Genomic DNA, 26,981 nt, shown 5'->3' with positions numbered 1-26,981 from the left:
GCAGACATGAAGGGGCCCCGGCGGGAATCGCCGGGGCCCCTTCGTATGCGGCTCAGAGCGAGGTCAGACGGAGGTGATGACCTCGTCGTAGTCGAGGCGCGGGGAGCGCGGGAACCAGGCGTCGTCGCCGGGCTTGCCGATGTTCACGACCATCAGCGGGGTGTGGTCGTCGTCCAGGAACTCCTTCTGCACGCCGGCGAAGTCGAAGCCGGTCATCGGTCCTGCGGCCAGGCCCGCGGCGCGCACGCCGACGATGAAGTAACCGGCCTGCAGCGCGCCGTTCAGGGCGGCGGCCTGCTCGCGCACCGGGCGCTCGGCGAAGAAGGCGTCCTTCACGGCGGGGGCGTGCGGGAACAGCTTCGGCAGGTCGTCGTGGAACTCGTTGTCCACGGAGAGGATCGCGACCAGCGGGGCGGTGGCGGTCTTCGGGCGGTTGCCCTCGGCCATGTGCTTGACCAGGCGCTCACGGGCCTCGGGGGTGCGGACCAGGGTCACGCGCAGCGGCGACTGGTTGAAGGCCGTGGGGCCGTACTTGACCAGGTCGTAGATGGCCTGGACCTGCTCGTCGCTCACCGGCTCGTCGGTGAAGGTGTTGGCGGTGCGGGCCTCGCGGAAGAGGAGGTCCTGGGCGGCGGCGTCGAGGGCGAGGGACATGCGGTCAACCTTCTCGAGAAGACGATCGTGGGAACGCTTGCGGTGATCACCTTACTCCCAGATAGGTTTAAGTTTCAACCAAAATCGGAGCAGCGTGATCGGGTTCACAAACGCGACAGGTCGGGCGGGGGCGGCTCCTGCTAGCGGAGGCGGCTCCTCCGCGCGCGCCAGACCGGGCGGGGCCGCCACCTGCTTACGCGTCCTGCTCGGCCCCTTCATCCCCGTCCTCCCGCTCCGCGAGCGCCGCGTCGAGCCGGGCCCGCGCGCCGTCGAGCCAGCGCCGGCACACCTTCGCCAGCTCCTCGCCCCGCTCCCACAGGGCGAGCGACTCCTCGAGCGACGTGCCGCCCGCCTCCAGGCGCCGCACCACGTCGATCAGTTCGTCCCGCGCCTGCTCGTAGCCGAGCGCGCTCTGGGTCGCGGTCTCGGTACCCGTACTGCTCATGTGCTCCACCCTAGATTTCCGATACGAAGACGATGTTGCGGCAGGACTAAGTCGCGGGGGTCGCGGCAGGACTACCGCTGCCCGCCGGAGTCCGCGTCCGGCGCCTCGGCCACCGCGACCCTGAACTCTCCGCCCGAGACCCGGGCCCGCAGCGCATCGCCCGCCTCCACCTCGCCCGGGTCACGGACCACGTGGCCGTCCTGGCGCTGCAGCACCGCGTACCCCCGCTGGAGGGTGGCCGCCGGGGAGAGGGCCACCACGCGCGCGTGCGTGTGCGTCAGCTCCGAGTCGGCGCGGTCCAGGAGGTGGCCGAGGGTGCGGCGGCCGCGGTCGAGCAGGGCTGTGACCTGCTCCTCCCGCTCGGCGATCATCCGGTGCGGATGCGCCATCGAGGGGCGCGACATCGCGACGTCGAGCCCGCGCTCCTCACGGTCCAGGTGTATGCCCACCGCGCGCCGGGCCCGCTCCTGCAGCAGCCGCACCCGGTCGTACTCCTCGCCCACGTCAGGGACGACCTTCTTCGCCGCGTCCGTCGGCGTCGAGGCGCGCAGGTCCGCGACCAGGTCGAGCAGCGGAGAGTCCGGCTCGTGCCCGATCGCCGACACCACCGGCGTACGACATGAGGCCACGGCGCGCACCAACTGCTCGTCGGAGAAGGGCAGCAGGTCCTCCACGCTGCCGCCGCCGCGCGCGACGACGATCACGTCCACGCCCTGGTGCTCGTCCAGCTCCTTGACCGCCTGCACGACCTGCGGCACGGCGTGCACGCCCTGCACCGGGACGTTGCGCACCTCGAAGCGGACGGCGGGCCAGCGGTGCCGGGCGTTCTCCAGGACGTCCCGCTCGGCCGCCGAGGCACGCCCGCAGACGAGCCCGATCAGCTGCGGCAGGAACGGCAGCGGCTTCTTCCGCTCGGCCGCGAAGAGCCCCTCGCTCGCCAGCGCCTTCTTCAACTGCTCGAGCCGCGCGAGCAGTTCACCCACACCGACCGGCTTGATCTCGGCCGCCCGCAGCGACAACTGCCCCCGCGGCGCGTACCACTCCGGCTTCGCGAGGACCACCACGCGCGCCCCCTCGGACACGACGTCCGCCACCGCGTCGAACACCTGGCGGTAGCACGTCACGCTCACCGAGATGTCGTACGACGGGTCGCGCAGCGTCAGGAACACCACCCCGGCGCCGGGGCGGCGGTTCAGCTGGGTGATCTGCCCCTCGACCCACACCGCGCCGAGCCGGTCGATCCACCCGCCAATAAGCCGCGAGACCTCGCCCACGGGCAGGGGGGCTTCGGGGGAGGTGTTGAGAGCCATGGGGGGAGCGTAGTCGCCCCCACTGACAACGCCGCCCCGGCAAATTCAGCCTCTCCGGCGTTTGAGGAGCGGGGGTCCGGGGGCGGAGCCCCCGCAGCCGACGGCAGTCCTTAGGGAAGGGGCGGGGAGGGGATCAAAATCAGCCGGTCCGGCGCTTGAGGACGAGCCCGCAGGGCTATGCGACGGCGCCCGAGCCGACGGCACAGAACCCGCTACGTAAGAACCCGCTACGTAAGAACCCGCCGCCCGCGCTGAGCGAACAGCACCACAAGCCCCACCAAGAACCACACCGCCCCCACGATCTGCGCTGTGCGCGAGGCCTCCACGATCACCGCGATCGTGATCGCCGCCCCGAGCACCGGAATGAGCCCGTGCCGCCACCAGCTGACCGCACCGCCCTGCCGGCGCACCGCGAACCACGACACCACGGACGCGTGCAGCATGGTGAACGCCACCAGAGCGCCGATGTCGACCACCGACACCAGGTGGTCCATGCCGTCGTCCCGCCGCGCCGCCCACACCGCGGCCACCAGCGTGATCACCGCGGCCACCCCGATGGCCACCCGCGGAACGCCCGAGTCCGTACGGGAGAGCACCTTCGGCAGCCGCCGGTCGCGGGCCATCGCGAAGACGAGGCGACCGGCCGCGGCCTGCCCGGCGAGCGCCGCGAACGCGGCACCGATCGCCTTGCTCACCGCCACCAGATCGTGCAGCCAGGCCCCGACCGACGCGTCCACGGCGTCGTAGAACGCCGATCCCTGCTTGCCCGGTTCCGCCGCGAGCTGCGCCGACGACACCGGTTCGAGCAGTGCCACCAGATACGTCTGCGCCACGAACAGGAAGCCCGCAAGCGCCAGGCAGAACAGCACCGCGCGGGCGACCTTCGCCGAACCCCCGGTGACCTCTTCCGCGAACGTGGCGATCGCGTCGAAGCCCAGGTACGACAGCACGGCGATCGACACCGCCCCGAGGATCGCGCTCACCGCGAACGTGCCGTCACCGGTCAGCGGCGTCAGCCACCCGCGCTGCGCCCCGTCCTGTACGAGCACGACGAGTGCCGCCACGACGAAGACGAGCAGCACCACGATCTCCATCGCCAGGACGGCGAAACCGACCCGCGCGGCGGCCCGTACACCCCACAGGTTGAGCGCCGTGGTGACCACCACCGCGAGCGCCGTCCACACCCACTGCGAGACCGACGGGACCAGTTCGTGCATCGCGATCCCGGAGAACAGGTAGGCCACCGCCGGGATCAGCAGGTAGTCCAGCATCGCCATCCAGCCCGCGATGAAACCGGGCCCCTGACCCAGCGCCACGCGCGCGTAGGCGAAGACCGAACCCGCCTGGGGGACGACCCGAACCATCTGGGCGTAGCTGTACGCGGTGAACGCCATCGCGACCGTGGCGACGAGATAGACGAGCGCGACCGCGCCGTGCGACTTGGCGTCCAGGGTGCCGAAGACGCCGACCGGCGCCATGGGGGCGATGAACAGCAGCCCGTAGACCACCAGATCCTTGAAGCCGAGGCTGCGCCGCAGGCCCACATGGGTGTCGCCCGTGACGGGCTCGCCGCCCCCGGTTGCGGTGCTGCCGCCGTCACCCGACATCGTGCGCCTCCCTGGCCCCGCCCGCCCGGTGCGGACCGCCCGCTCCAGTCTCCCCAAGGTGTGGATCTTTGACGCGCTGGGGACGCCCTTACGATGGGGGGCATGACTGCACAGACCCAAGCCCGCCGCGTCCTGCTGGCCGCCCCCCGCGGCTACTGCGCGGGCGTGGACCGCGCCGTGATCGCCGTCGAGAAGGCCCTGGAGCAGTACGGGGCTCCCGTCTATGTCCGGCACGAAATCGTGCACAACAAATATGTGGTGCAGACCCTGGAGAAGAAGGGCGCGGTCTTCGTCGACCAGGCGACCGAGGTCCCGCCGGGCAACATCGTGATGTTCTCCGCCCACGGCGTCGCCCCGTCCGTGCACGACGAGGCCCGCGAGGGCAGGCTCGCCACCATCGACGCCACCTGCCCCCTGGTCACCAAGGTCCACAAGGAAGCCGTCCGCTTCGCGAACGAGGACTACGACATCCTCCTCATCGGCCACGAGGGCCACGAGGAGGTCATCGGCACCTCGGGCGAGGCCCCGGACCACATCACGCTGGTCGACGGCCCCGAGGACGTCGCCAACGTCGAGGTGCGCGACGACTCCCGGGTCGTCTGGCTCTCCCAGACCACGCTCTCCGTCGACGAGACGATGGAGACGGTGGACGCCCTCAAGGAGAAGTTCCCGAACCTGATCTCCCCGCCCTCGGACGACATCTGCTACGCCACGCAGAACCGCCAGATCGCCATCAAGGAGCTGGCCCAGCAGTCCGACCTGGTCATCGTGGTCGGCTCCAAGAACTCCTCCAACTCCCAGCGCATGGTCGACGTCGCCAAGCAGGCCGGCTGCCCCGCCGCGTACCTGGTCGACTTCGCCAGCGAGATCGACGAGACCTGGCTGGAGGGCGTCGGCACGGTTGGCGTCTCCTCGGGCGCCTCGGTCCCGGACGTCCTGGTCGAGGAGGTCCTGGCCTGGCTGTCGGAGAAGGGGTACGGCGACGTCGAGATCGTGAAGACCGCCGACGAGTCCCTCACGTTCTCCCTGCCGAAGGAGCTCCGCCGCGACCTGCGCGCCGAGGCCGCCACCCTGATCGAGGAGCGCACGGGGCGTACGACGGAGTCCTGACCTGCGGGGGCCGCGGCCGCGGCCCCCGCGGCGGTCGCCCGGCGCCGCCGTTCCCGCCGTTCCCGCCGTTCACATCGTTCCCGTCGTGACTGTCAGTGCCGCGTCGTAACGTGGTGTCCATGCAGATCTTCGGCGTGGACATCGGCGGATCCGGTATCAAGGGCGCCCCGGTCGACCTGGACCGGGGCGAGCTCAGCGAGCCCCGGCACAAGGTCCTGACCCCGCACCCGTCGACGCCGGACGCGGTGGCGGACGGCGTCAAGCAGGTCATCGGCCACTTCGGCTGGTCGGGCCCGATCGGGGTCACGTTCCCCGGCGTCGTCACCGGCGGCAGCACGATCCGCACGGCGGCCAACGTGGACAAGTCCTGGATCGACGTCGACGCCCGCGCCCTGCTCGGCGAGCGCACGGGCTGCGGCCCGGTCACGGTGCTCAACGACGCGGACGCCGCCGGGGTCGCCGAGACGCACTTCGGCGCCGGCCGCGGCCGCAAGGGCACGGTCCTGATGCTCACCCTCGGCACGGGCATCGGCAGCGCCCTCTTCATCGACGGCGTCCTCGTCCCCAACACCGAGCTGGGCCACCTGGAGCTGCACGGTCACGACGCGGAGAAGCGGGCCTCCACCAAGGCCCGAGACGACGAACAGCTGAGCTGGGAGCACTGGGCCCGCCGACTCCAGAAGTACCTCGCGCATGTGGAGATGCTGTTCTCGCCGGAGCTGATCATCATCGGCGGCGGAGTCAGCCGTAAGGCGCAGAAGTTCCTGCCCCTGATCGAGGGCATCAAGGCGGAGATCGTCCCCGCGGAGCTGCAGAACAGCGCGGGCATCGTGGGCGCGGCGATGGCGGCGGGGGAGAGAGCCGCGTAACGAGGGTCGGCCGGGTCCGGATCTCAGGAATGCTGGGCGGGCATCCGGCGCTGTGGTGGCCGGCCCGAACTCGCAGCCGCCTGCGCGCGCAGCGCCCGCTTCCGCCCCATGAGCCGGATCTTGCGTACGGAAGCGATCACTCCGGCGATCAGTGTGCCGCCGTACAACCACCCGGCGTGCACGGCGAGCGAGGTGAACAGGCCCATCACCTGGCCGCCGAAGCCGTCCGTGCCGCCCGAGATCGGCAGCGTCCCGACGGCGAACGCGATCGGTACCGCGACCGGCGCGGTCACCAGGTCCGCCGGCCGCACCCACACCGCGGTCAGCGCGCTGACGGGCAGGAACAGCAGCCCGTACGCGAGACCGGAGCCGCCGAAAAGGAGGCGGTCGAGGAAGCCGGTCAGCAGCATCACCACGGTGCAGAACAGTCCGCTGCCGAGCCCGGTCAGGCGCGGGTTGGGCAGGGCGCGCACCGCGGCCACGAACCTCCGCACGGCCCGCACCACGGCGCGCACCCCGCGGACGACCGGCGATCCGCCGCCGGGAAGACGCGGCCGGGCGGCGGCCCGGTACACGGTGCCGTCTCCGTTTCCGCTGCCGGGGCTCCGCCCGGCCACGGGCCGGCGGCGGACGGGCGGCCCGCCGGCCTGCGGCGGGAGGGGTGCGGTTCGTCGCGCTCTGTCCCCGGGCGGTCGCGTCCTGTGTTGCTCCACCGCTCCAACCTAGGTCGGCTGCGCCCGGAAAACCGCCCTTGGACACGCCTTTTGGCGCACCTTGGCCCGGCGTTCGACGCGTACCGGCCACGGGCTCGCGGGCGGGCGGCGGCCGGACTCGTGGCGCGCCGTAGACTGGTGGATCGGCCCGGCAGCCATACGGGTCCTCCACCAGACCTCACGTACGGGAAGTCGCAACGTGTCGCTCACGATCGGAATCGTCGGCCTGCCCAATGTCGGCAAGTCGACCCTGTTCAACGCCCTGACCAAGAACGACGTGCTGGCGGCCAACTACCCGTTCGCCACCATCGAGCCCAACGTCGGCGTCGTGGGCGTCCCCGACCCCCGCCTCGACAAGCTGGCGGAGATCTTCGCCTCCCAGAAGATCCTCCCGGCGACGGTCGACTTCGTCGACATCGCGGGCATCGTGCGCGGCGCGAGCGAGGGCGAGGGCCTCGGCAACAAGTTCCTCGCGAACATCCGCGAGTCGGACGCCATCTGCCAGGTCATCCGCGCGTTCCACGACGAGAACGTCGTCCACGTCGACGGCAAGGTCTCGCCGAAGAGCGACATCGAGACGATCAACACCGAGCTGATCCTCGCCGACCTCCAGACCATCGAGAAGGTCCTGCCGCGCCTCCAGAAGGAGTCGCGCATCAAGAAGGACATCGCCCCGAAGGTCAAGGCGGTCGAGGAGGCCAAGGAAATCCTCGAATCCGGCCAGACGCTGTTCTCGGCCGGCATCGTCAACGGCGGCGACAACGAGGAGCTCCTGCACGACCTGCACCTCCTCACCACGAAGCCCTTCCTGTACGTCTTCAACGTCGACGAGGACGAGCTGACCGACGAGGCGTTCAAGGAGGAGCAGCGCGCCCTGGTCGCCCCGGCCGAGGCGATCTTCCTCAACGCCAAGCTGGAGGCGGACCTCGCGGAGCTCGACGAGGAGGACGCCCTCGAACTCCTCCAGTCCGTCGGCGCCGAGGAGCCGGGCCTGGCGACCCTCGCCCGCGTCGGCTTCGACACTCTCGGCCTCCAGACCTACCTGACGGCCGGCCCCAAGGAATCCCGCGCCTGGACCATCAAGAAGGGCGCCACGGCCCCCGAGGCGGCCGGCGTCATCCACACGGACTTCCAGAAGGGCTTCATCAAGGCCGAGGTCATCTCCTTCGCCGACCTGGTGGACATGGGCTCGGTCGCCGAGGCCCGCGCGAAGGGGAAGGCGCGGATGGAGGGTAAGGAGTATGTGATGCAGGACGGGGATGTGGTGGAGTTCCGCTTCAACGTGTAGCGGCTGACGTATCGCCACGTCGCCAATCTGGCAAACATGCACGCTTGGGGCGCAGTCGCAGCCCAGGTCCTGTGGAGCGAGCCCAGGCTGGTCTGCGTCGCCGGCGGCTTCACCCGCTACGACGTCGTCAGCTTCTGATGAGGGGCCAGGAGAGTTCGTACGGCGGTGCGGATCGACTCGCCTGGGGATTCGGGGACGCCCGTGGTCAAGGCGGTGAACAGGATGCCCAGGACGCTCACCTCCAGGAGCATGGCATCGTCCTCGCCGATATCGATCCCGGCGGCGCGGCATTGCCGGACGATGAGATCGATGCGGCTGCGCAGAGCGTCGGTCAGTATGGCCCGCAGGCGGGGCGCGCGAGTGCTCTCCAAGTGCAGTTCGAACAGGGCCAATGGGTCATGTCGGCCGTCGGTCAGCAGCGTGGTCAGGACGGCGACAAGCGCTTCCTCCAGGTCGGCGGGCGAGATCGGGCGGACGGTATAGGAGTCCACTCGTGCGTTGAGCCGGTGAGTGATCCGCTCGATGACCCCGTTGAGCAGCGCGTCGCGGGTGCGGAAGTAGCGCGAGGCGGTCCCGGCCGGGACGGCGGCGGCGGTGTCGACGGCTCGGTGGGTCAGTCCGCGTGACCCGTGCTCGGCCAGCACGGCGATGGCCGCGTCTTCCAGACGGGCGCGGCGCTGTGGGTTAGGTGCTGGCACGGGGGCCTTCCGGTTCGGTGTGGTTGGCTGGGCCGCACCATTTCACCAGAGCCGCCTCGATGCCGTCGTAGTCACCGGCCCAGGCCACGTAGCCGTCCGGGCGGATCAGTGTCGCCTGCAGCCCGGTGCTGCGGAGCGGCCTGGCTGGTCGTACGCGATTCCGCCAAGGGGCGGGCACGGCCTCATCCGAGAGCAGGACGAAGGCCCCCGCACGCAGCACCTCGTACAGGCGGCCCGCATCCGTCGGACCGTCAGCGGCGCGGTGCCCGGCCAGCGGGTGGGCTTCCGGCTCGCCGGGTGGGTAGGCGAACTCCAGGCCGGACAGCCTTCCGAGGATGCGCCGGCGGCCGGCACCGGTGTGCAGCAGAGTCGCCATGATGCGCCGGTTGATCGCCAGGCGCAGTCTTGATCCGCCCAGCACCAGGCCGGTGAGGTGGTCGGTCAGGGCCAGGACGGCGGAGCCGACGGGGTGCCGCTCAGCGTGGTAGGTGTCGAGCAGCCAGGGCGGGGCCCAGCCGTGCAGGTCGGCGGCGAGCTTCCAGCCCAGGTTGACGGCGTCCTGGATGCCGGTGTTCATGCCCTGGCCGCCGATGGGCGAGTTCACGTGGGCGGCGTCCCCGATCAGGAAGACCCGCCCTGACCGGTAGCTGCGGGCCTGCCGGCGCTCGGCGGTGAAGCGGGAGAACCAGCGCGGCTCGCTCATGTCGTAGTCGGTGCCGGCGATGTGCCGGAAGGCATTGCGGAGTTGGGCGAAGTCCGTGTTGTTTGGCTCCTTGAGCAGCCATGCGCCGACCCGGAACCAGCCGTCGCCGAACGGGAGGGTCACAACCACGCCCTGTGTGCCGACCTGCGTGATGGGTGGCGGTTCGGAGGTGGGGATGCGCACGTCGGCCAGCAGCATGGGCAGGCTGTAGGTCGCGCCGGCGAAGCCCACGTTCACCAGGTCGCGGATGGCGCTGTGGGCGCCGTCGGCGCCGATGACGTACTTGGCGGCCAGCTCGGTTCCGTCCTCAAGTGTCAGCCGCACGGACTCGGTGTCCTGTGCCAGACCGATGACGTTGGCGTTGCGGCGGATCTCCACGCCGAGTTCGGCAGCACGCTGCTGCAGGATCTTCTCGGTGCCGTTCTGGGGCACGATCAGCAGCATCGGGTACCGCGTGTCGAGTCGGCCGAAGTCCACGCGTGAGGCGTAGGCGGGGTAAACCGTCCGGAGCGGGTTGCCCCGCGCCACCAATTCGTCGCCCATGCCACGGGCGTCGAGCAGTTCCAGGGCCCGGGCGTGCAGACCGAAGGCCCGGGTGACGTTGGACTCGCTGCCGCGCTTGTCCACGATCGTGCAGGACACGCCGGTCAGGGCCAGCTCGCAGGCGGCCATCAGGCCGGCGGGGCCGGCTCCCACGATGACGACGTCGATCACGACAACAACCTCCATTCGCTACGTCTGTATCGCTACATTCATAGCGTGTGGCTGCACTGCATATCAAGACCCCCCACGGGATGACTCGTGACCGTGAGTGACAACTGGCGAACGCGATCTACTAATGTCAATGTTAGTGACATCGCCGTTAGTATCATGCGTGGAGGTCGACAGACGTGGTGGATTTTGTAGGCCGTCGGCAGGAGCTGGCGACGTTGGAGCGAGAGCTGCAGAAAGTGGCGGCAGGGGTTGGCGGGGAGCGACCCGGTCGGTGCGTGATGTTGCGTGGGCGGCGCCGGGTGGGCAAATCGCGACTGGTCGACCGGTTTGCGGAGCGCTCCGGAGCCCCGTTCCTGTTCTACGCGGCGACCGGCGCGTCCCCCAGGGATGATCTGGCACGGCTGGCCCGGGACGCCCAAGCATCGACGCTTCCGTTGGCGGGGCTGGTGGCCGCCGCGCGGCCGGAGAGCTGGGATGCCGCGTTCGACGTGCTGGCCGCGGCGCTGCCCGCCGACCGGCCGAGCGTGCTGGTCATCGACGAAGTGCCGTACCTGATGGATACCGTTGGCGCCTTTGAGGGGATGCTGCAGCGGGCCTGGGATCGGGTTCTGGAAACCAAGCCAGTGCTGCTGGTCCTCATCGGCTCCGATCTGTCGATGATGGAGGCGCTGAACAGCTACGGACGTCCCTTCCATCAGCGCGGCCGGGAGATGGTGCTCGGACCGCTCAACCCCGCAGAGGTGGGGCAGATGCTTGGGCTGGATCCGGCGGAAGCCTTCGACGCCGCGCTGGTCACCGGCGGGCTGCCGCTGATCTGCGCGGAATGGCCGCGCGGCGCAGGGCTGTGGGACTTCCTCGGCGAGGCGCTGAGTGATCCGGTCTCGGCCCTGCTGGTGTCGGCCGAGCGCTCGCTGGCTGCCGAGTTTCCCCCGCAGGCTCAGGCGCGTACGGTGCTGGCGGCCATCGGCAGTGGCGAGCGGACCTTCACCAACATCGCCCGTGCAGCCGGCGGAATCGGGGCCACGCCGCTGCAGCGAGCGCTGGAGCTGCTTACGGACAAGCGGATCGTCGCTGCGGAACTGCCCGTATCGCTGCGTCCGTCGAAGGATCGCCGCTACCGGGTGGCAGATCCCTACCTGAGGTTTTGGCTGCATCTGCTCGGCCCGTCCATGGAGGAGATCGAGCGGGGGCGGGGCGATCTGACCTTGGCGCGCATCCGGGAGAACTGGACCAGCTGGCGCGGCCGGGCCGTCGAGCCACTTGTCCGTGAGGCCGTGGCGCGGATACTGCCCGACGACCGGCTGCCCGCCGCCCCCGCAGTGGGCGGCTACTGGACCCGTACCAACGACGTTGAGATTGACATCGTCGGGGCGGACCGCTCCCCCATTGCCAAGGAGCTGTTCTTCCTCGGCTCCATCAAGTGGCTGGAGCGGTCACCCTTCGACCGGCATGACCTGGCAGCTCTCCATCGACATCGGGCCGCCCTCACCGGCGAACCCGTTCCAGTCGTGGCGGTTTCGCGCAGTGGAGTCGACTGTCCGGGGCTTGACGCCACCTACGGCCCCGGCGATTTGCTGACCGCCTGGCCACTGTGAGTGGCGGATGGCAGGCGGGGCGCGGGAGTCGGTGAGACCTCGGGCCCTTGCCGGCGCTGTTCGGCACGACCACCCCGCCCGGCCGGCGGGACACGCAGGGGCCCGGCCTTTCGAGGCTGGGCCCCTTGGTGCTTCTGCCCCCGCACCCGGCGGGAGCCCGTCACGTCTCCGGCAGCATCGAGCGTCCGCCCGTCTCCGGCATGCGGGCGATGACGATCAGGGACGTGATCGAGACGGCCACGACGTACCAGGCCGGGGCGATGGTGCTGCCGGTCTGTTCGATCAGGAAGATCGAGAGCAGCGGGGCGGTGCCGCCGAAGAGGGTGAACGCCAGGTTGTAGCTGACGGACGCGCCTGAATAGCGGGTGTGGGCGGGGAACAGCTCGACGAACGCGGCGCCGGCCGGGCCGAAGAACATGCCGAGGCTGAAGGCGAGAAGCCCTTGGCTGATGATCGCGCTCGTCAGGTTCGCCTGCCCGGCAAGGAGATAGGCGGGCACGGCGACCAGCGCGTTCAGCGCGGCGGCGAGCAGCAGTCCGCGTCTGCGGCCGATGCGGTCCGACAGGGCGGCCGCTAGGGGCACCGTGAGGAAGGTCAGGGTGAGGGCGACGCCGTTGGACAGCAGGGCCGCGGACTCGCCCATGCCGATCGTGACCGTCAGGTACGTGAAGAAGTAGCCGGTCAGCGAGTAGTAGCCGAGGCTGGCGACGGCCGCGACGGCGAAGCAGACGACCATCTCCTTGCGGTGCTCGCGCCACACGGTGCGGATCGGCGCGGGGGACACCCGCTTGGCCTCCTTGACCGCGGCGAACGCCGGGGACTCGTCGACGCGCGTCCTGATGTAGAGGCCTACGACGGCGAGCGGAGCGCCGAGCAGGAACGGCACGCGCCAGCCCCATGATTCGTACGCACCGCTGCTCATCGCCCCGGTGAGGAAGTACACGAGGAGCGCGGCCAGGACCGGCGGCAGGTTGGACCACGTGTAGACCATGCCGACCGCGAAGCCGCGGCGCTTCGGCGGTGCGTGCTCGGCGACGAAGGAGTTGGAGCCGATGGTCTCGCCCGCGGCCGAGAAGCCCTGGGCCAGGCGCAGGACGACGAGCAGCACCGGCGCCAGGACGCCGATGTGGGCGTATGTCGGGAGCAGGCCGATGCCCGTCGTGGCGCAGCCCATCATGAGGATCACGCCGGCCAGGACCTTCTTGCGGCCGATCCGGTCGCCGAGGCTGCCGAGGAAGAACGCGCCGATGGGGCGCATCACGAACCCGACCGCGTACACGGCGAAGGTGGAGAGAAGGGCGACGAACGTGTGGGCGTCGGGGAAGAAGAGGGTGGCGATCACCGGGGCGGCGTACGCGTAGACGGCGAAGTCGTACCACTCGACGAAGTGGCCGATCGCGGAGGCCGTCATCACCTTTCTGACGGTCTTCGGGTCGTGGCCAGGCCCGGTGCCGGTGCCTGTGCCTGTGCCATCAGGGGTGGAGCGGGCGGTGGTCATGCGGAGCTCCCGTCGCGTGGCTCGGGCAGGGTGTCCCGCGGAGCGGAACGGGGCTTGTTCTCCTGCGAGTTGCGGACGCCGAACACGAAGTAGACGAGCAGTCCGAGGGCCATCCAGCCGGCGAAGCGGAGCCAGGTGACCGGGTCCAGGTTGGCGATGAGCCAGATGGAGAAGACGACCCCGACGGCGGGCACCAGCGGCACCAGCGGCGTGCGGAAGGAGCGCGGCAGGTCGGGTCGTGTCCGGCGCAGCACCACGACGGCGATGGCCACGACGGAGAACGCCGCCAGGATGCCGATGTTGGTCAGGTCGGCGGCCTCCCGGATGGGCAGGAACCCGGCGATGAACGCGGAGCCGATGCCCACCGGCCAGATCACCCGCGTCGGCACGTGCCGCTTCGGGTGGTTCCTGGCGAAGTAGCGCGGCAGCAGCCCGTCGCGGCTCATCGAGTACCAGACCCGGGAGACGGCCAGCATGTTGGCGAACGCGGAGGTGGTGATGCCGATGATCGCGCCGACCGCCACGACGATGCCGAGACCGCCGAGGCCGACCGCGCCGAGCGCGCTGGAGAACGGGCTCTGCGTGTCGATGTCGCGGTAGTCCTGCATGCCCAACAGCACGACGCAGACCAGCAGATAGACGACCGCGGCGATGGCGAGCGAGATCAGGATCGCCTTCGGCAGCACCTTCTTCGCCTCGGCGCTCTCCTCCGCGGCCGCGCTCATCGCGTCGTACCCGTACACGGCGAAGAACGCGGTCGCCGCGCCGGTGAACGCGCCGCCGATGCCGAAGGGCAGGAACGGCGAGTAGTTGCCCGCCGAGATGTGGAAGGCGCCCGCGATCACGACCAGGGCGACGATGCCGAGCTTGACGACCACCAGGACGGTCTCGAACCGGGCCGACTCCTTGGTGCCGCGCGACAGTACGAACGCGAGCAGCAGGCAGAGCACCGCGGCGAACAGGTCGACCTGGTGACCGGGGCCGGTGCCGGGCGCGCCCAGCATCCAGGACGGCAGGTCGAGACCGATCCGCTCCAGGATGTACGAGAAGTAGCCGGACACCGCGATGGCCACCACCGCGACGATGGCGGTGTACTCCAGGAGCAGGTCCCAGCCGATCAGCCAGCCGACGACCTCGCCGAGCGAGGCGTACGCGTACGTATAGGCGGAGCCCGCCTTGGGGATGGTGCCGGCGAACTCGGCGTAGCACAGGGCGGCGGCGGTGCTGGCGACGATCGCGACGAGGAAGGAGATCATCACGCCCGGCCCGGCGTCCTCGTGGGCCACGACACCGGCGAGCGAGAAGACTCCCGCGCCGACGAGGCCGCCGAGGCTGAGCGCGACGAGTTGCCAGAGGCCCATGGTCCGGCGGAGGCCGCCGGGGGTCTCCTCCTCGGAGGAGTCGACGGGCTTCAGGCGGAAGATGCCTTGCCGGGTGAGGAGGCCCTGGCCGGGCGGGGTTCTCCGGTCACGGGGTATGGGCGGGGTTGTGCGGGACATGGGGGTCCCTCCGTGAGACGTACGGATTTTCGTGTGCGGGCCCCTACGGGGCTCGTGGGGGGACTCTTCGTGCGTTGCCGGGTGCGGCTGCGTGGGGGCTGGTCGCGCAGTTCCCCGCGCCCCTGAAAAGCAGTTCGCCGCGCCCCGAAAAACGGGGCGCCCCCTACAGCACGAAGCCGTGCGGGAACGGGTCGGTCGGGTCGAGGAGGTAGTTCGCGGTGGCGGTGATCCAGGCGCGGCCGGAGAACTCCGGTACCACCGCGCGGAGTTGACCGACCTCGGTGGCCTCCAGGAGGCGGCCCGTGAACCGGGTGCCGATGAACGACTCGTTCACGAACTCGGTGTGCAGCGGCAGTTCACCGCGCGCGTGCAGCTGCGCCATCCGGGCCGAGGTGCCGGTGCCGCAGGGGGAGCGGTCGAACCAGCCGGGGCTGATCGCCATCGCGTTGCGGGAGTGCCGTGCCGTGGAGTCCGGGGCGAGGAACTGGACGTGCTTGCAGCCGCCGATGAGCGGGTCGACCGGGTGCACGGGACGGTTCCGTTCGTTGATCGTCCCCATGATGGCCAGTCCGGCGGCGAGGATCTCGTCCTTGCGCGCCCGGTCGAACGGCAGCCCCAGCTGGTCGAGTTGGGCGATGGCGTAGAAGTTCCCGCCGTACGCCATGTCGTAGCGGACCTCGCCGATTCCGGGGACCTTGACCGAGGCGTCCAGTTCGAGCGCGAAGGAGTCGACATTGCGCAGGGTGACCTTCTCGGCACGGCCGTCGGTGACCGTCACCCGTGCCTCGACCAGGCCGGCGGGGGTGTCCAGGCGGACCAAGGTCTCCGGCTCGGTGACCTCGACCATCCCGGTCTCCACCAGGACGGTGGCCACGCCGATCGTGCCGTGGCCGCACATCGGCAGGAAGCCGCTGACCTCGATGTAGAGCACGCCCCAGTCCGCGTCCGGGCGGGTCGGCGGCTGCAGGATCGCCCCGCTCATCGCGGAGTGCCCGCGCGGCTCGTCGACCAGGAACCGGCGCAGACCGTCCAGGTGCTGCACGGCGTACCGGCGGCGCTCGGCCATCGTGTCGCCCGGGATGGGGCCCACCCCGCCGGTGACGACGCGGGTGGGCATGCCCTCGGTGTGCGAGTCGACGGCGCTCAGCGTACGGACGGACCGCATCAGGCAGGCCGCTGCTCGAGCGAGGCGATCGCGCGGGCCATGTCGGCCCGCACCTGCTCGCGATGCTGGGGCGTCAGCGGCCCGCGCGGCGGACGGCAGGGGCCGCCGAACCGGCCGACCTCCTCCATGCCGAGCTTGATGGCCTGCACGAACTCCGTACGGGAGTCCCAGCGGAACGCGGCGACCAGCGGCTCGTACAGCGAACGGGCCTCCTCCAGCTTGCCGCTCACGGCCAGTTCGTACAGGCGCGCCGACTCGGCGGGGAAGACGTTCGGGAAGCCGGCGAACCAGCCGGTGGCGCCCATCAGGAGGCTCTCCAGGACGACGTCGTCGGCGCCGCTGATCACCTCGATGCCGGGCGCCTGCTCCTTGATCTCCAGTACGCGGCGTACGTCGCCGGAGAACTCCTTGACGGCGACGACGTTGTCGATCCGGGCGATCTCCCCGAGGAGGTGCGGGGTCAGGTCGACCTTGGTGTCGATCGGGTTGTTGTAGACCATGACCGGCAGGCCGACGGAGGCCACGGCCTCGAAGTGCGCGAGGACCTCGCCGCGGTTGGCGCGGTACAGGGTCGGCGGCAGGCAGAGCAGCCCGTCGGCGCCGTCCTCGGCCGCGAGTTCGGCCCAGTGCCTGGCCTGGTGCGCGCCGGCGCCGTGCACGCCGACGACCACGGTGCCCGAGTCGCCGACCGCCTCGATCGCCGTCCGGGCGACCTTGCGGCGCTCGTCGTCGGTCAGCGACGAGTACTCGCCGAGCGAGCCGTTCGGGCCGACGCCGCGGCAGCCGTTCTCGACCAGCCAGCGGCAGTGCTCGGCGTACTTGTCGTGGTCGACGGCCAGTCCGGCGGGGGCGGCGGCGTCCTCGTAGTACGGCAGGGCGGTCGCCACGATCACGCCGCCGAGGGAGAGGGACTGCTGGGGGGACTCGCTCATGAACTGTGCTCCTTGGTAAGGGAGTTGACGGTACGGAGAAAGCCGGAGGGGGCGGGTCAGGGGTGGTACGGGTGGTACGGGGGATCCGGCGCGGACGCCAGTTCGCCGAGCCGGATGGGCTGGGCGATCGGGCGCCGGTGGGGTGCGGGTGCGGGCAGGCCCTCGACCGGCCGGTCGGCGGGCTCGCCCGACAGGCGGGCGTTCAGCTCCGCGACCGTGGGGCCGCAGATCCGGGCCTGGCAGGGCCCGAGCCCGGCCCGTGTCTCCAGCTTGGCGACGCGGGTGCCCGAGCTCGCCCGGTCGGCGGCGACCCGGCGGACCGAGGCGTAGTCGGTCTCCTCGCAGCGGCACACCACGGTCTCGGGGCGCAGCCAGCCGGGCCAGGCCGCACCGATCGGATGCGCGCGGGCCAGGCGTTCGGCGAACGCGCGCCCCTGGTCGCGGCTGCGGCGCAGCGCACGCAGCGCCCGCGCGTCCGGGGCTCCCTCGGCGGCCAGCCAGCCGGCGAGCGCGCCCTCCGCACGGGCGGCCGGGGCGCCCGCGACGCCGGTGATCTCACCGGCCGCGTACACGCCGGGACAGCTGGTGGCCTGGTCGCCGTCGACGTCCACGAACTCCCCGCCCGGCGTGCGGCGCAGCGCGCACCCGGCGGCCAGCGGCAGTTCCAGCTGCGGGCTGAAGCCGTGCGTGACGCACACCGCGTCGACCGCGACCGCGCGCTCGCTGCCCGGCACCACCGACCAGTCCGGGCGCAGCCGTGCGGTGACGACCTCCTCGACCCGCCCGTCGCCGCGCGCCTCGACCACGGTGCGGCCGGTGCGGTACGGGACGCGGCGGCGCAGCAACAAGGCGCTGTACGCGGCGAGTTCACCGGTCTTGGCGGCCTGGGCCGCGAGCTCCCAGGGCCGCCGCGCCCAGCCACGGGCGAGCGTGCCCGGGGTGTTGGCCTCAAGGACCCCGACGACCTCGGACCCGGCCTCCAGGAGTGAGGCGGCGACCGGGAGCAGGAACGGTCCGGTGCCCGCCACCAGCACACGGTCGCCGACCACGACCCGCTCACCCTTGGCGAGGGCCTGGGCCGCACCCGCGGTGAAGACACCGGGCAACTCCCAGCCGGGGAACGGCAGGACACGGTCGTGGGCGCCGACGGCAAGCACCAGGGCGTCGGGATCGAGTGCCGTACGAGGACGGCCGCCGCCGTCGGCCGGACCGCGCAGCACATGGACGCGCGGCGGGCCCGGCCGCGCGGGGTCCGGGCGCTCCAGGGACCACACCGGGCTCTCGGGCCACCAGGCGCACCGCGGGTGTGCGAGCACCCGGCGGCGCCGCCGGTCGAAGGCGGTCCAGCCGTGCTGCAGCACCTCCGGGCGGGCGGCGTCGTACGCCTCGGGCAGCATCCGGTGGTACTGGCCGCCCGGCCGGTCCGCCGCGTCGAGCAGGGTGACCCGGGCGCCTGCGGCCAGCGCGGCCTCGGCGGCGGCGAGGCCCGCAGGCCCCGCGCCGACCACCACGACATGACGGGACGTCATCGCTCCTCCGTTCCGGGTGCGTCGGGTGCGTCGGGTGGGGCGGATGCGTCGGGCTCGTCGGGTGAGGCGGGGAACTCCTGTGGCGCCGGGGCCGGTTCACCGGCCGAGGGTTCACCGGTCGAGGGTTCGCGGGGCTGAGGTTCGCGGGTCTGGGTGGTCACCATGTCGCCGTCCCGGGCCCGGCGGCGGCAGGCCCGTACGTCGCGCTCCTCGCCCACCGTCACGAGGCAGTCGAAGCAGACGCCGATCCCGCAGAACACCCCGCGGGGAGCGCCGGAGCGTCCCCGGCGCCAGGCCAGGCGGTCGGCGGCGAGCAGGACGCCCGCGATGGTCTGTCCCGCGATGCCGTCGACAGCTTCGCCGTCGACCGTGATCCGCAGCGGGCGGTCCTGCCGGCCGACGGCGTCGGACTCGGCGCGGACACGTCTGGGGCTCATGCCGTCTCCTCACTCACCGTTGCACCAGGGCGGCCGGACGGTCCACCCGGAACGGGCTCGCGTCCATGACCGGCTCCTCGCCGAGCAGCAGGTTCCGCACCAGCAGTCCGGTGCCCACCGACAGGCCGATCCCGGCGCCCTCGTGACCGCCCGCGTGCCAGAGGCCGTCGAGGCGCGGATCGGCGCCGATGACCGGCAGATGGTCGGGTACGTAGGGCCGGAAGCCGCCGTACGCACGCATCACCGGCACGTGCGCCAGCGTCGGGAAGAGCCGGAGCGCCTTCGCGGCGACGGCGGACAGGACGTCGGGGCGCAGCCGGTCGTCGAAGCCGACGCGGCGGCGCGAGGAGCCGATCAGGACGCTGCCGCCGTGCGTGGACTCCACGACAGCCGACGTCTGCAGATCCTCGGCGCTGCTGCCGACCGCGCCGACGTAGTCCGCGTCGTACACCTTGTGGAACACCGTCGGCGGCAGCGGGGTCGTGACCAGGACGTCGCCGCGCCGGGGCCGGACGTCCACCGGGGCGCCGAGGCGGGCGGAGAGTTCACCGGCCCAGGGCCCGGCGGCGTCGATGAAGCAGTCGGCCTCCAACAGGCCGGTGGAGGTGCGGACTTGGGTGATCCGGCCGCCGCGCGTGACCGCGCCGAGCACCTCGCAGCCGGTCCGCAGGCGCGCGCCCGCGGCGAGCGCGTCGCCGAGCAGCGCGGCGGCCGCCCCGGCGGGCTGCACCTGGGCGTCCTCGGGGTAGTGCAGGGCGGCGGTGTGCTCGCGGGTGACGTACGGCTCGGCCTTCGCCAGCTCGTCGGGGGCGAGCACCTCGGCGCGTACGCCCGCCGCGCGCTGGCCGTCGGCGAAGCGGGTCAGGCCCTCGGCGCCCGCGTCGGTGGTCGCCACCACGATGCCGCCCTTGGGGTCCCACTCGACGGCGGCGGCCGCGTGCGCCGACCGTTCGGCGATGCCGGCGAGCACCTCGGGCCACAACTCCCGGGAGATCCGGGCGAGTTCGAGCTCCGGGCCCGGGCCCTTGTCGGAGACGAGCACATTGCCCTCGCCGTGGGCGGTGGTCGCGGAGGCGGCCGCGCCGCGGTCGACGACGGTGACGTCGAGCCCGGCCAGGGCCAGCTCGCGAGCACAGGCGGCGCCGACGATCCCGGCGCCGAGCACCGCCACCCGCGTTCCGTACATCGAACCCTCCTCGTTCGTTAAACCGAACGATGGGAACGTACGACGGGGCTCAGGGTGTGTCAACGGGCACGTCGGGCCGAACTTCCCCCGCGGGGCGGGCCGTTCGCGGCCCGCGGTGCTCAGTCCGCCGTCGGGGACGGGTCGGCGGGGGCCGCTTCGGAGAGGTGGAGGCGCTGGTCGGCCCGGTACTGGAGCAGCAGCACCGAGCGGACCGTCTCGTCGTTCGCCGTGTAGCTGTGCGGGAGCGAGCCGTCGAAGCCGACGTAGTCGCCCGGTCCGAGCTCGACCTCCTGCCCCTCCACCTGTACGTGCAGCCGGCCGGCCTGCACGATGGTGTGCTCGGTGCCCACGTGGCCGAGGGACTCCTGTCGGCAACCCGCGCGAACCTGCTGGTCGAAGACCTCGAAGACGGTGTCGCCGGACTCGATCCGCTGGAGCGGGCGCAGGTCCACGCCCTCGCCGCTGAGGGTGTCCACGTCCTCGGCGCGCACCACGGTGAGCCCGCTGGTGGGGCGCGCGTCGAGCAGGTCGGAGAGGGGGACCTCCAGGACGCGGGAGAGGCTGAACACCGTCTCGATCGTGGGGTTTCCGGCGCCGGACTCCAGCTGCGAGAGCGTCGCCTTGCCGATCTTCGAGCGCCGGGACAGCTCGGAGATCGACAGCCCCCGCTCGGTCCGGGCGCGCCGGAGATTGGTGGCCAGCATGTCCCGAACGGAACCTTCGGAGACGCTCACGTCCTGCCCCTTCACCTTCAGTCATCGTTCGGTATAGCGTACGCCCGCTGCGGGGTTCGTTCGTTGACCCGATCAGGATCGTGCCTCGGCTCACGGGATGGCAAGCGGTGCCCCTTCGGGCTCACAGTCGGCACATGACGTATCTGACACACCGGTTGAGAGTGTCCGGACCGGTCGCGGCACTCAACGTGCGCCAGACTCAACGGAGTTGGCAGAGACTCGGACGTCGAAGCAAGGAGTGACCCGCCATGGCGGCCACGGCCGGACTGCACATCAGCCCGGAATTTCCCGCAGTGCTGGAGCGAATAGAGGAGCTCGGCGCGACCCTCGACGCGAACGCGGGGCCGGCCGAGGAACTCGGACGGCACACCGAGGGCACCGCGCGGGCCCTGCTCGACGCGGGGATCGTCCGGGCCGAGCTGCCGAAGAGCCTCGGAGGGTACGAGTTCTCCCCGCGCCAGCTGATGGAGATGGTGGAGCGGGTCAGTTACCACGACGCAGCCGCCGGCTGGACGATGCAGGCGCTGCAGGTGATGACCGCCACCACCGCGGCCTTCCTCGGTCCCGCCGCGGCGGCTGACCTGTTCCCCGATGTCGCCGGCGGGAAGTACGCGCTCCTCGCCGGTCATGGCACCCGTCCCGGCCGGGCGGTCCCGGTGGACGGCGGCTTCCTCGTCAGCGGCGCCTGGCAGTTCGCCTCCGGCATGGCGCACGCCTCCCACGTCCACAGCGCGATCCAGGTCGAGGGCACCGGGGAGCTGCGCGTACTGGCGATGCCCAAGTCGCAGGTGGTACTCGACGCCAACTGGGACGTGCTCGGGCTGCGCGCGACGCACAGCATCGACTACCACTGCGCCGATGTGTACGTCCCGTCGACGCACACCTATCCCGCCACCACGACCACCCCCGCCAACGGGGGCGCGATCTACCGTCTCGGCCTGGTCAACCTGTCCGCGATCGGGCACACCGGCTGGGCGTTCGGTGTCGGGCGGCGCCTGCTCGACGAACTGAGGTCGGTCGCCGCGGCCCGGACCGGCACACGGAACGCCGCCGTCGACACCTCCCAGTTCCACGCGGAGTACGCGACCGCGGAAGCCAAGCTCCGGGCCGCACGGGCCTGGGCGACGGAGGTCTGGCGCGGCATCGAAGTCGCCCTGGAATCCGGGGAGTTGCCGAGCACCGACCAGGACACCCTGCTGAGGCTGGCGCTCAACCACGCGACGTCGACCGCCCTTGACGTGGGCAGGGCGGTCCACCGATGGGCGGGAACAGCGGCGATCCGTCGGGGGCCGATCGACCGGTTCCTGCGCGACCTCGGCACGGGTTCCCAGCACATCACCTCAAGTCCGGTGGTGCTGCAGAACTGCGGAGCCTGGCTCAGCGGTGCACAGCCCCAAGCGCGCTGGAGCTTCCTCGACTTGGCGTAGCGCGGCCTCCGGGGCCCCGGCCCCCGGGAGTGGCCCTTGTGCCGACGCGGACGTCAGACCGCCTCGAACTGCACCCGCCCGAGCCCCCCGAACTCCGCCCGTACCGTCCCCGGCTTCCGCAGGGGGACCGCCTCCAGGCAGCTGCCCGGGAGGACGATCTGGCCCGGCTCGAAGGCGATGCCGTACGGGGAGAGTTCGTTGCAGACCCAGGCGATCGCGGCGATCGGGTTGCCGAGGACGGCGGAGGCCGGGCCGGAGCCGACCTGTTCGTCGTCGTAGTGCAGCGTGCCGTGCATCGTGGAGAAGTCGAGGTCGGTCAGGGGCTTGGGCGTCGTGCCGAGGACGATGCCGCCGACGGAGCCGTTGTCGGCGAGGGTGTCGGCGATCCGGATGCGCCAGTCCTTGAAGCGGGAGTCGATGATCTCCACGGCCGGGAGGACGTACTCGGTGGCGCGGATGACGTCGGCGACCGTGACGTTCGGGCCCTCCAGGCGGCCCTTGAGCAGAAAGGCCGGCTCGACCTCGGCGAACGGCTCGATGAACCGGTCGAGGCGGACCGGCAGGTTCTCCAGGTGCAGGTCGGAGGCGAGCAGGTGGCCGTAGTCGGGCTGGTCCACGCCGAAGGCCTGCTGCATGACCTTGGCGATGTTGCCCAGCTTGTAGCCGACGAGGCGGTCGCCGTCGGCGATGCGGCGGCGGACGTTGTGCCGCTGTACGGCGACGGCGTCGGCGAGCGCCAGGTCGGGGAGCTCGTCGGTGAGCGGGGGGAGGGGCCGGCGCTCGCGGCGGGCGGCTTCGATGCGGTCGGCGAGGGAGATGAGGTGCTGTTCCACGGCGGGGGTTCCTTGCTGGAGAAGGGGCGGGGGAGCGAGCTCAGCGCCACGTCGGACCCTCGAATTATGTGAACGTCACGTTCATTCAACGGACTCGCAGGCGATCGAAAGCTTCCACGGCCTTTCCGCACTGTCAAGGGCCCTCAAGGGCCCTCAAGGGTTCTATCGGCGGGCGCAAGGCTCTTGACCTCCTTCCCATCCCCCCTCTTGACCGATCCCATTCCATCCGCTCAAACTGAACGTGACGTTCGCATGGTGAACGTCCACGATCTTGTGGATCCGGGAGGACAGCATGAGCAACCAGCCCCTCAAGCTCTTCGCTTTCGACGTCTGCGCGCCCGCGCACCTGACAGCGGGGTCCTGGCGCGATGCCGCGGACCAGGGCTTCCGGTACACGGACCTCGCGTACTGGACCGACACGGCGAAGATGCTGGAAGAGGCTCGTTTCGACGGGATCTTCTTCGCTGACACCGTCGGCTATCACGACGTGTACGCCGGGTCCCCCGACGCCGCGATGCGCGACGCCGCCCAGTTCCCGATCAACGACCCGAGCCTCGTCGTCTCGGCGATGGCCGCGCACACCCGCCACCTCGGCTTCGGCGTCACGGCCTCCCTGACGTACGAGCAGCCGTACGCGCTGGCGCGGAAGTTCTCCACCCTGGACCACCTCACCGCGGGCCGCGTCGGCTGGAACATCGTCACCTCGTACAACGAGTCCGCCGCGCGCAACCTCGGCCTGGGCACGCAGATCCCGCACGACAAGCGGTACGACATGGCCGACGAATACATGGAGGTCGTCTACAAGCTGTGGGAGAGCTCCTGGCAGGACGACGCCGTCGTCCGGGACGCGGCCTCCGCCACGTACATCGAGCCGTCCCGCATCCACCCCATCGGGCACAAGGGCACCTACTTCGACGTGCCGGGCCTGCACCTGTGCGAGCCGTCGCCGCAGCGCACACCGATGCTCTTCCAGGCCGGGGCCTCCTCGCGCGGCATGCGGTTCGCCGCGCACAACGCCGAGGCCGTCTTCGTGAACACGATGACGCCGGAGACGACCCGCCGCAGCGTCGACAAGGTCCGCACCGCCGTCGCCGAGGCCGGCCGCGACCCGCGCTCCGTCAAGGTCCTCGCCCTGATGACCGTGATCGTCGGCCGCACCGACGCCGAGGCGCAGGCCAAGTACGAGGAGCACGTCCGCAACGTCTCCTACGACGGCGCCCTGGCCCGCTTCGCCGGCTGGACCGGCATCGACCTGAGCGGCGTCGACCCGGACACCCCGCTCGAGTACGTCGAGGTCGACGGCTCCCGCTCGATGGTCGAGATGTTCTCCAAGGCCGATCCGGACCGGAAGTGGACCACCCGCCAGATCGCCGAGTTCATCGGCATCGGCGGCAGCGGCGCCGTCGTCGTCGGCTCCCCGCAGACCGTCGCCGCCGAGCTGCGCAAGTGGCGCGACACCGCCGACATCGACGGCATCAACCTCAGCTACACCACCAAGGGCGGCAGTTGGCAGGAGTTCATCGAACTCGCCCAGCCCGTCCTGCGCGCGGAGGGCCTGCTCCCGGAGGCGTACGACACGAACGCCGCCACCCTCCGCGAGACCTTCTACGGCAGCCGCCTCACGCTGCCCGACCACCCGGCCTCGGCCGTCCGCCGCGCGTAGTCCGACGCCGCTCCCGTACGCCCCGAACTTCCTCTCGTCCCGAACTTCCTCTCGTCCCCCAACTCCCCGTACGACGACGTCGAAGGAATCGCCATGACTGTCATCACCACCGCCACCGGCGCGGACGCCGCCGTCGACCAGCGCCTCTTCCGCGACGTGATGGGCCATCTGCCCACCGGCGTGGTGGCCATCACGGGCCTGGAGGCCGAGAGCCGGCGGCCCGCGGGAATGATCGTCGGGACCTTCCAGTCCCTCTCGCTCACCCCCGCGCTCGTCACCTTCAGCGTGGACCGCTCCTCCACGAGCTGGCCCAAGATCCGCACCACCGGCCGGTTCAGCGCCAGCGTCCTTGCCGAGCACCAGACCGACGTCTGCCGCGCGCTGTCCCGCAGGACCGGGGACAAGTTCGAGGGCGTCGACTGGGTCGCCTCGCCGGAGGGGGCCCCGCAGTTCACCGGGGCCGCCGCCTGGATCGACTGCGAGCTGCTGCACGAGCTGGACGGCGGCGACCACGTCATCGTCGTCGGCCGCGCCCTGCGGATGTCCGCAGGCGCCTGCGAACCGCTCGTCTTCCACAAGGGCAAGCTCGGCGGCTACCGCGCCCCGGCCGCCGCCTGAGCCCCCGCCCCCGGGTGAGACCCGCTCGGCGCCTTGCCCGTACTTGTCCCGCCACCCGGCCGGTACCTCCGCCCACCCGCCGGACCACGCACCGTCCGCCCACCCGGCCGTAACCACCCGCGACCCCAGGGGAACCCCCGTGAACGACCTCAGCACCACCCCGCCCCACGGCGCCGAACCCGAGACGCCCGCCGGGGAGATCGAGTCCCTGATCGTCCAGGCCGTCGAGGCCGCACCGCTCTGGGCCGCCCACACTCCGCAGGCCCGTGCCGCCGTTCTGGTCGCGGTCGCGGACGCCCTGGAGGCGAACAGCGAACACCTCGTCGCCATCGCCGACCGGGAGACCGGGCTCGGCGTCGCCCGACTGAGCGGCGAGGTCAAGCGCACCGCGGGCCAACTGCGCGGCTACGGCGCGTACGCCGCCTCCGGCGCCCCCTTCGGCGTGACCATCGACCACGCCGACCCCGCCGCCGCTCCGCCCCGCCCCGAGCTGCGCCGCCACCAGGTGCCGCTCGGCCCGGTCGAGGTGTTCGCGGGCGGCAACTTCCCCTTCGCGTTCTCCGTCGCGGGCACCGACACCGCCGCCGCGCTCGCCGCCGGCTGCCCGGTCCTGCTCAAGGCGCACCCCGGCCACCCGCGCACCTCGGCCACCACGGCCGCCCTGGTCCGCGAGGCGCTGGCCGCGGCGGGCGCGCCGCTCGGCACGTTCGCGCTGTTCACCGGCCGTGAGGCGGGTGTCGCCGTGCTGCGCGACCCGCGCGTGCGGGCCGCCGCCTTCACCGGCTCGGTGCGCGGCGGGCGCGCGCTCTTCGACATCGCGGCCGCCCGGCCCGTGCCGATCCCGTTCTTCGGCGAGCTCGGCAGCGTCAACCCGGTCGTCGTCACTCCGGCCGCCCTCGCCGAGCGCCGGGCGGAGATCGCCGCGGGCTTCGCGGGCTCGTTCACCCTGGGCGCCGGGCAGTTCTGCACCAAGCCGGGCATCCTGCTGCTGCCCCGCGACCCGCTGGCCGTCGAGGAGATCGCCGCGCAGGTCCGCCCCGGCGCCGCCGCCGCGATGCTGTCCGCGCCGATCGCGGAGGGCTACCGCCGCCGCCTCGACGAGGTCACCCGCGCCACCGGCACCCGCACCCTGGTCGAGGGCACCCTGACCACCGACGGGGACGGCCGCCCGCAGGCCTCGCCGACCCTGTTCTCCGTCGCCTCGGCCGAGGAGTTCCTGCGCGAGGCGGACAACCTCCTGGAGGAGTGCTTCGGGCCCAGCGCGCTGCTCGTCCAGTACGATCCCCCGGACGAGGCCGCCCGCCTCCTCGACCGTCTGGAGGGCAGCCTCACGGTCACCTTCCACACCGGCGAGGGCGACGGCGAGACGCTCGCGCCGCTGGTGCACCTGGCGCAGCAGAAGGCGGGCCGGGTGCTGTTCAACGGCTGGCCCACCGGCGTCGCCGTCACGCGGGCCCAGCAGCACGGCGGCCCCTACCCGGCCGCCACCTCGCCGCACACCTCGGTCGGCGCGTACGCGGTGGAGCGCTTCCTGCGCCCGGTCGCGTACCAGGACGCCCCGCCGGAGCTGCTGCCCGCCGCGCTGCGCGAGGACAACCCGCTGCAGCTGGTGCGCACCGTCGACGGCAAGACCGAAGGCGCGTGAGGCAGATGGCGCGTGAGGCAGATGGCGCGTGAGACCGATGGCGCGTGAGGCAGATGGCGCGTGAGACCGATAGCGCGTGAGACCACGGCGCGCGGCCGACACCGCGCGC

24 protein-coding genes are annotated in these 26,981 nt (G+C 71.6%); 8 read left to right on the top strand and 16 right to left on the bottom strand.

Going from position 1 to position 26,981, the window contains the following annotated elements; translation table 11 throughout:
* Nucleotides 1-63: 63 nt before the first annotated feature.
* From RCO28_RS07755 to RCO28_RS07740, 4 genes are all read right to left on the bottom strand, one after another.
* Complete coding sequence (locus RCO28_RS07755; RefSeq protein ID WP_308940214.1) at nt 64-654, bottom strand: malonic semialdehyde reductase; 591 nt, start codon at nt 652-654, stop codon at nt 64-66.
* A 193-nt stretch (nt 655-847) separates the two neighbouring features.
* Entirely contained in the window at nt 848-1,099 is a 252-nt protein-coding gene (locus RCO28_RS07750) for an exodeoxyribonuclease VII small subunit (protein ID WP_308940213.1), read from the bottom strand.
* A gap of 71 nt (nt 1,100-1,170) precedes the next feature.
* A complete protein-coding gene (xseA, locus tag RCO28_RS07745) occupies nt 1,171-2,409 on the bottom strand; it encodes an exodeoxyribonuclease VII large subunit (protein WP_308940212.1) in 1,239 nt (412 codons plus the stop codon).
* Between the two features lie 227 nt (nt 2,410-2,636).
* Entirely contained in the window at nt 2,637-4,016 is a 1,380-nt protein-coding gene (locus tag RCO28_RS07740; protein ID WP_308940211.1) for an APC family permease, read from the bottom strand.
* Between the two features lie 93 nt (nt 4,017-4,109).
* Here RCO28_RS07740 and RCO28_RS07735 point away from each other — a divergent pair, with 93 nt between their 5' ends.
* Nucleotides 4,110-5,126: a 4-hydroxy-3-methylbut-2-enyl diphosphate reductase gene (locus RCO28_RS07735; RefSeq protein ID WP_308940210.1), complete on the top strand. Its 1,017-nt coding sequence runs from the start codon at nt 4,110-4,112 to the stop codon at nt 5,124-5,126.
* A 119-nt stretch (nt 5,127-5,245) separates the two neighbouring features.
* The gene (gene ppgK, locus RCO28_RS07730; protein ID WP_308940209.1) at nt 5,246-5,995 is read left to right on the top strand and encodes a polyphosphate--glucose phosphotransferase; all 750 of its coding nucleotides are present in this window, start codon (nt 5,246-5,248) and stop codon (nt 5,993-5,995) included.
* Between the two features lie 23 nt (nt 5,996-6,018).
* On the opposite strand, the gene RCO28_RS07725 is transcribed toward ppgK, so the two are convergent.
* Entirely contained in the window at nt 6,019-6,570 is a 552-nt protein-coding gene (locus tag RCO28_RS07725; protein WP_374991110.1) for a DUF6542 domain-containing protein, read from the bottom strand.
* Between the two features lie 337 nt (nt 6,571-6,907).
* Between RCO28_RS07725 and ychF the strand changes: the two genes are divergently transcribed.
* Entirely contained in the window at nt 6,908-7,996 is a 1,089-nt protein-coding gene (ychF, locus tag RCO28_RS07720) for a redox-regulated ATPase YchF (RefSeq protein ID WP_308940208.1), read from the top strand.
* A 116-nt stretch (nt 7,997-8,112) separates the two neighbouring features.
* On the opposite strand, the gene RCO28_RS07715 is transcribed toward ychF, so the two are convergent.
* Both RCO28_RS07715 and RCO28_RS07710 read right to left on the bottom strand, forming a co-directional pair.
* Nucleotides 8,113-8,694 (bottom strand): TetR family transcriptional regulator, encoded by a 582-nt coding sequence (locus RCO28_RS07715; protein ID WP_308940207.1) that lies wholly within the window; start codon nt 8,692-8,694, stop codon nt 8,113-8,115.
* Nucleotides 8,681-10,111, bottom strand: a complete 1,431-nt coding sequence (locus RCO28_RS07710) for an FAD-dependent monooxygenase (protein WP_308940206.1) — start codon at nt 10,109-10,111, stop codon at nt 8,681-8,683. Before RCO28_RS07710 ends, RCO28_RS07715 begins: the two co-directional genes overlap by 14 nt.
* Nucleotides 10,112-10,287: 176 nt before the next feature.
* Here RCO28_RS07710 and RCO28_RS07705 point away from each other — a divergent pair, with 176 nt between their 5' ends.
* Nucleotides 10,288-11,706: a DUF234 domain-containing protein gene (locus RCO28_RS07705; protein ID WP_308940205.1), complete on the top strand. Its 1,419-nt coding sequence runs from the start codon at nt 10,288-10,290 to the stop codon at nt 11,704-11,706.
* 160 nt (nt 11,707-11,866) lie between these two features.
* Here the strand turns inward: RCO28_RS07705 and RCO28_RS07700 are convergent, their stop codons facing one another.
* The 8 genes from RCO28_RS07700 to RCO28_RS07665 all read right to left on the bottom strand — a co-directional run bounded on the left by RCO28_RS07700 (nt 11,867) and on the right by RCO28_RS07665 (nt 20,686).
* The gene (locus RCO28_RS07700) at nt 11,867-13,204 is read right to left on the bottom strand and encodes an MFS transporter (RefSeq protein WP_308940204.1); all 1,338 of its coding nucleotides are present in this window, start codon (nt 13,202-13,204) and stop codon (nt 11,867-11,869) included.
* Nucleotides 13,201-14,703 carry an amino acid permease gene (locus RCO28_RS07695; RefSeq protein WP_308940203.1) on the bottom strand — a complete coding sequence of 501 codons (1,503 nt, stop codon included), beginning with the start codon at nt 14,701-14,703 and terminating at the stop codon, nt 13,201-13,203. Before RCO28_RS07695 ends, RCO28_RS07700 begins: the two co-directional genes overlap by 4 nt.
* Before the next feature lie 163 nt (nt 14,704-14,866).
* On the bottom strand, nt 14,867-15,868 hold the full coding sequence (locus RCO28_RS07690; RefSeq protein ID WP_308940202.1) for a proline racemase family protein: 1,002 nt from the start codon (nt 15,866-15,868) through the stop codon (nt 14,867-14,869).
* Nucleotides 15,868-16,800: a dihydrodipicolinate synthase family protein gene (locus tag RCO28_RS07685; RefSeq protein WP_308940201.1), complete on the bottom strand. Its 933-nt coding sequence runs from the start codon at nt 16,798-16,800 to the stop codon at nt 15,868-15,870. The genes RCO28_RS07690 and RCO28_RS07685 overlap by 1 nt, the downstream gene beginning before the upstream one ends.
* Before the next feature lie 56 nt (nt 16,801-16,856).
* Entirely contained in the window at nt 16,857-18,329 is a 1,473-nt protein-coding gene (locus tag RCO28_RS07680; protein ID WP_308940200.1) for an FAD/NAD(P)-binding oxidoreductase, read from the bottom strand.
* Nucleotides 18,326-18,766: a 2Fe-2S iron-sulfur cluster-binding protein gene (locus tag RCO28_RS07675; RefSeq protein ID WP_308940199.1), complete on the bottom strand. Its 441-nt coding sequence runs from the start codon at nt 18,764-18,766 to the stop codon at nt 18,326-18,328. Before RCO28_RS07675 ends, RCO28_RS07680 begins: the two co-directional genes overlap by 4 nt.
* Before the next feature lie 13 nt (nt 18,767-18,779).
* Entirely contained in the window at nt 18,780-19,952 is a 1,173-nt protein-coding gene (locus RCO28_RS07670; RefSeq protein ID WP_308940198.1) for an FAD-binding oxidoreductase, read from the bottom strand.
* Between the two features lie 119 nt (nt 19,953-20,071).
* Complete coding sequence (locus RCO28_RS07665; RefSeq protein WP_308940197.1) at nt 20,072-20,686, bottom strand: XRE family transcriptional regulator; 615 nt, start codon at nt 20,684-20,686, stop codon at nt 20,072-20,074.
* Between the two features lie 248 nt (nt 20,687-20,934).
* Here RCO28_RS07665 and RCO28_RS07660 point away from each other — a divergent pair, with 248 nt between their 5' ends.
* Entirely contained in the window at nt 20,935-22,113 is a 1,179-nt protein-coding gene (locus RCO28_RS07660; protein WP_308940196.1) for an acyl-CoA dehydrogenase, read from the top strand.
* A gap of 53 nt (nt 22,114-22,166) precedes the next feature.
* Here RCO28_RS07660 and RCO28_RS07655 read toward each other — a convergent pair whose 3' ends face one another.
* The gene (locus RCO28_RS07655) at nt 22,167-22,946 is read right to left on the bottom strand and encodes a 2-keto-4-pentenoate hydratase (protein WP_308940195.1); all 780 of its coding nucleotides are present in this window, start codon (nt 22,944-22,946) and stop codon (nt 22,167-22,169) included.
* A 292-nt stretch (nt 22,947-23,238) separates the two neighbouring features.
* On the opposite strand from RCO28_RS07655, the gene RCO28_RS07650 reads away from it, so the two are divergent.
* From RCO28_RS07650 to RCO28_RS07640, 3 genes are all read left to right on the top strand, one after another.
* Nucleotides 23,239-24,609 carry an LLM class flavin-dependent oxidoreductase gene (locus RCO28_RS07650; protein WP_308940194.1) on the top strand — a complete coding sequence of 457 codons (1,371 nt, stop codon included), beginning with the start codon at nt 23,239-23,241 and terminating at the stop codon, nt 24,607-24,609.
* 93 nt (nt 24,610-24,702) lie between these two features.
* Nucleotides 24,703-25,227 (top strand): flavin reductase family protein, encoded by a 525-nt coding sequence (locus tag RCO28_RS07645; RefSeq protein WP_308940193.1) that lies wholly within the window; start codon nt 24,703-24,705, stop codon nt 25,225-25,227.
* Between the two features lie 139 nt (nt 25,228-25,366).
* The gene (locus RCO28_RS07640) at nt 25,367-26,872 is read left to right on the top strand and encodes an aldehyde dehydrogenase family protein (RefSeq protein WP_308940192.1); all 1,506 of its coding nucleotides are present in this window, start codon (nt 25,367-25,369) and stop codon (nt 26,870-26,872) included.
* Nucleotides 26,873-26,981: the final 109 nt, after the last annotated feature.

The sequence above is a fragment of the Streptomyces sp. LHD-70 genome (genome assembly GCF_031157275.1).
Taxonomy (GTDB): Bacteria; Actinomycetota; Actinomycetes; order Streptomycetales; family Streptomycetaceae; genus Streptomyces.
The sequence above is the reverse complement of the archived record's forward strand: the minus strand, read 5'-3'. Positions and strand labels throughout refer to the sequence as shown.

What these genes read in the sequence shown, in the direction of transcription:
- RCO28_RS07755 (WP_308940214.1), bottom strand. Translation starts at nt 654, where the DNA reads ATGTCCCTCGCCCTCGACGCCGCCGCCCAGGACCTCCTCTTCCGCGAG.
- RCO28_RS07750 (WP_308940213.1), bottom strand. Translation starts at nt 1,099, where the DNA reads ATGAGCAGTACGGGTACCGAGACCGCGACCCAGAGCGCGCTCGGCTAC.
- xseA (WP_308940212.1), bottom strand. Translation starts at nt 2,409, where the DNA reads ATGGCTCTCAACACCTCCCCCGAAGCCCCCCTGCCCGTGGGCGAGGTC.
- RCO28_RS07740 (WP_308940211.1), bottom strand. Translation starts at nt 4,016, where the DNA reads ATGTCGGGTGACGGCGGCAGCACCGCAACCGGGGGCGGCGAGCCCGTC.
- RCO28_RS07735 (WP_308940210.1), top strand. Translation starts at nt 4,110, where the DNA reads ATGGGGGGCATGACTGCACAGACCCAAGCCCGCCGCGTCCTGCTGGCC.
- ppgK (WP_308940209.1), top strand. Translation starts at nt 5,246, where the DNA reads ATGCAGATCTTCGGCGTGGACATCGGCGGATCCGGTATCAAGGGCGCC.
- RCO28_RS07700 (WP_308940204.1), bottom strand. Translation starts at nt 13,204, where the DNA reads ATGACCACCGCCCGCTCCACCCCTGATGGCACAGGCACAGGCACCGGC.
- RCO28_RS07695 (WP_308940203.1), bottom strand. Translation starts at nt 14,703, where the DNA reads ATGTCCCGCACAACCCCGCCCATACCCCGTGACCGGAGAACCCCGCCC.
- RCO28_RS07690 (WP_308940202.1), bottom strand. Translation starts at nt 15,868, where the DNA reads ATGCGGTCCGTCCGTACGCTGAGCGCCGTCGACTCGCACACCGAGGGC.
- RCO28_RS07685 (WP_308940201.1), bottom strand. Translation starts at nt 16,800, where the DNA reads ATGAGCGAGTCCCCCCAGCAGTCCCTCTCCCTCGGCGGCGTGATCGTG.
- RCO28_RS07680 (WP_308940200.1), bottom strand. Translation starts at nt 18,329, where the DNA reads ATGACGTCCCGTCATGTCGTGGTGGTCGGCGCGGGGCCTGCGGGCCTC.
- RCO28_RS07675 (WP_308940199.1), bottom strand. Translation starts at nt 18,766, where the DNA reads ATGAGCCCCAGACGTGTCCGCGCCGAGTCCGACGCCGTCGGCCGGCAG.
- RCO28_RS07670 (WP_308940198.1), bottom strand. Translation starts at nt 19,952, where the DNA reads ATGTACGGAACGCGGGTGGCGGTGCTCGGCGCCGGGATCGTCGGCGCC.
- RCO28_RS07660 (WP_308940196.1), top strand. Translation starts at nt 20,935, where the DNA reads ATGGCGGCCACGGCCGGACTGCACATCAGCCCGGAATTTCCCGCAGTG.
- RCO28_RS07650 (WP_308940194.1), top strand. Translation starts at nt 23,239, where the DNA reads ATGAGCAACCAGCCCCTCAAGCTCTTCGCTTTCGACGTCTGCGCGCCC.
- RCO28_RS07645 (WP_308940193.1), top strand. Translation starts at nt 24,703, where the DNA reads ATGACTGTCATCACCACCGCCACCGGCGCGGACGCCGCCGTCGACCAG.